The sequence below is a fragment of the Mesorhizobium sp. M7A.F.Ca.CA.002.15.2.1 genome (assembly GCF_003998715.1).
GTDB lineage: Bacteria > Pseudomonadota > Alphaproteobacteria > Rhizobiales > Rhizobiaceae > Mesorhizobium > Mesorhizobium ciceri.
The window spans coordinates 1-3087 of sequence record NZ_RZPI01000652.1 but is presented as its reverse complement, the minus strand read 5'-3'; the positions used below and the strand labels follow the sequence as shown (position 1 = coordinate 3087).

Annotated in this window: 2 protein-coding genes and 1 pseudogene; 1 reads left to right on the top strand and 2 read right to left on the bottom strand. The window is 63.3% G+C overall.

Annotation, left to right across the window (positions count from 1 at the left end; genetic code table 11):
* Both ENZ74_RS26930 and ENZ74_RS26925 read right to left on the bottom strand, forming a co-directional pair.
* A pseudogene (locus tag ENZ74_RS26930) lies at positions 1–230 on the bottom strand (ABC transporter permease); the annotation flags it as partial.
* 79 nt (positions 231–309) lie between these two features.
* The gene (locus ENZ74_RS26925) at positions 310–1821 is read right to left on the bottom strand and encodes a sugar ABC transporter ATP-binding protein (RefSeq protein WP_063167607.1); all 1512 of its coding nucleotides are present in this window, start codon (positions 1819–1821) and stop codon (positions 310–312) included.
* A 135-nt stretch (positions 1822–1956) separates the two neighbouring features.
* Here ENZ74_RS26925 and mtnK point away from each other — a divergent pair.
* A partial coding sequence (gene mtnK / locus ENZ74_RS26920; protein WP_127313111.1) for an S-methyl-5-thioribose kinase occupies positions 1957–3087 on the top strand: 1131 nt, incomplete at its 3' end.

The following is a 3087-nucleotide window of genomic DNA, read 5'->3' as shown; positions in this document are numbered from 1 at the left end:
GCCGCCATCATGGCTGAGGTGGCGACCGAGCCGATCGACAGATCAAAACCTCCGACGACCAGCGTGGCGGTGACGCCGAGCGCCAGCACGCCGGTGATGGCGACCGACTGGAAGATGAAAACCGCACTTTGCGGCGAAACGAAACCGTCGGCGGCGATCGAGAAATAGGCGACGAGCCCGAACAAGAGCACGATGAATCCGTAGCGGATGGCGTGGTCGCGCAATGTCATTCGGCGCTCCCGCGCGCTGCTGCCGTTTTTAGCCAATCCGAACCCATGCTCTTTCCATTCCCATTCCTAACGCCCGCGCTCAGGCGGCACTGTGCAGCGGCCCGCCGGCGACCTCGGCCAACAGGCGGTCGAGATCGACATCGGCATTGCGGTGCTCGCCGACGATGGTCTGTTCCGACATGACCAGGATGCGATCGGCGGTCTCCAGCGCCTCGTCGAGTTCGGTGACGAACAGCAGCGTGGCGCGTCCGTTTGCACTGGCCCTGAGCTTGGCGGCGATGTCGCGCCGGGCGGAAATATCGACGCCCTGAAACGGCTCGTCCAGAATGAACAGTCTCGCATGCTGGGCCATCCAGCGGGCGACCATCACCTTCTGCTGGTTGCCGCCGGAGAGCTCCGACATCTCGTCCTTCTCGGAGCGGCAGACGATGCCCAGCTCCTCGATCTGCCGGCGCGCCGTGGCGCGTTCCAGACGGCGCTTGAGAACAGCGAAACGTGACATGCGCTTGTGAAACGGCAGGCTGATATTTTCCTGGATGTTGAAGCCGCCGACGATGCCGTTCTCGCCGCGGTCCTTGGCAACGAGGAACACGCCGGCGGCGATCGCCTCGCCGGCTGTTTCAGGCGCATAAGGCCTGCCGTTCAGCGTCATTGTGCCGGCCAGCGGCTGGCGCACGCCAAACAGCGTCTCGGCAAGCGCCGTCTTGCCGACGCCGACGAGGCCGGTGATGGCAACGACCTCACCGTCGCCGAGCGTCAGCGAGATCGGCCGTGCGCCTTGTGCGATGCGCAGACCGTCTATCTTGAAGACGGCATTGGCCGAATCCCTGACAACAATCCGGTCGAGATGGATCTTGCGGCCGAGCATGGCGTTGACCGCGCCTTCATAGTCGAGCGGTTTCTTGTCGAAAATGCCTGAGATGATCCCGTCCCGCATGGATACGATGCGGTCGGCCAGCCGCCTTATGTCCGACATACGGTGCGAGATGTAGAGGATGGCCACGCCTTGCTCGCGCAGCCTGTCGATCAGGGCAAACAGCCGATCAGCCTCGGCGCTGGAGAGCGATGAGGTCGGCTCGTCGAGGATCAGCACTTTCGGCTTGTGCGCCAGCGCGCGGGCAATCGCCACCATCTGACGATCGGCCAGCGAAAGATCACTCACCCGCGCCTTCAAATCGATGGCCAGCCCCATGCGGTCGGCAACCGTCTTGGCCTCTCGCCGCACGCGCATTGGATTGAACAGGGTCGGCGCACCGCTGCCGCTCAGCCGGTCCAGCGTCAGGTTGGTGGCGACGTCGAGATCGGCGACGACACCGTCGTTGATGTTCTGATGCACGGTGACGACGCCGGCGCGGATCGCCTCGGCCGGGGTTTTCGGCGCGAAATCCTGGTCGGCGAGCGCCATCGTCCCGCCGCCGCGTTCGTAGACACCAGAGATGATCTTGACGAGGGTGGATTTGCCGGCGCCGTTGGCGCCCATCAGCACGGTCACTTCACCGGCATGCAGTTCCAGCGAGACGCCGCCAAGCACCTCGTTATGGCCAAAGGATTTCCTCAGTCCCTCTACGCGGAACACGGCATTGCCGACCATGCGTTCCTCCCTGACATGACGCTATGGGCTGTATCGGCAATTGTCAACACGATTGACAATTGCCAGATCGCTTCCTAGCTTGGCCCGGCCGCCACGCCTCCGTTATGTTGGAAGCGCATATGCGGGAGGATAACGATGACTGAAGAATTGCCGTTCGAAGCCCTATCGGTCGAAACCCTGGCTGCACGCCTTGGCGGCAACGAGGCGCTGTGCGCGAAGATCGGCAAGGACACCGGCGCCTGGAAGGTCCGCGAGGTCGGCGACGGCAATCTCAACCTGGTGTTCATCGTCGAGGGCGCCAGCGGTGCGGCCGTGGTCAAGCAGGCCCTGCCCTATGTCCGCCTGGTCGGCGACAGCTGGCCGCTGCCGTTGAAGCGCTCCTTCTTCGAATATCACGCGCTGACCAGGCAAGAGGCGCGCGCGCCGGGCTCGGTGCCGGCGATCCATTATTTCGATGAAGGTCAGGCGCTGATCATCATGGAATATCTTGCGCCGCCGCATATCATCCTGCGCCGTGCCCTGATCGACGGCCGCCAACTGCCGAACATCGCCCGGGATATCGGCCTGTTCATGGCCCGCACGCTGTTTCGCGGCTCCGACCTGCATATGACCGCCAAGGACCGCAAGGCCGATCTGGCGCTGTTCGCCGACAATGCCGAGCTTTGCGACATCACCGAAAACCTCGTGTTCTCCGATCCCTATTTCGATGCCAAGATGAACCGGCACACCTCGCCGCAGCTCGACGGCCTGGTCGCCGAACTGCGCGCCGACCGCGACCTCAAGGTCGAGGCGCAGCGGCTGAAGCACATCTTCGCCGCCAATGCCGAAACGCTGCTGCATGGCGACCTGCATTCCGGTTCGATCATGGTCACCGACACGGAGACCCGGATGATCGATCCGGAGTTCGCCTTCTACGGCCCGATGGCTTTCGACGTCGGCATGCTGCTTGCCAATTTCTGGATGTCCTTCTTCTCGCAACGCGGTCACGAACAGAAGGGCAAGCGCGACGCCATGCGCGCCTATCTGCTCGGTGTGACGGTCGAGACCTGGGCGGTGTTCCGCGCCGAGTTTTCGCATCTATGGCGCAGCGAGCGCACCGGCATGCTCTACCAAAAGAGCCTGTTCGAGGACCAGGGCGACATCCTTGCCTCAGAGCAGGCGCTCGACCATGTGCTGCACCAGATCTGGACCGATCTGCTAGGCTTTGCCGGCGTCGAAGTGCACCGGCGCATCCTCGGTCTCGCTCACAATGCCGATTTCGAGACC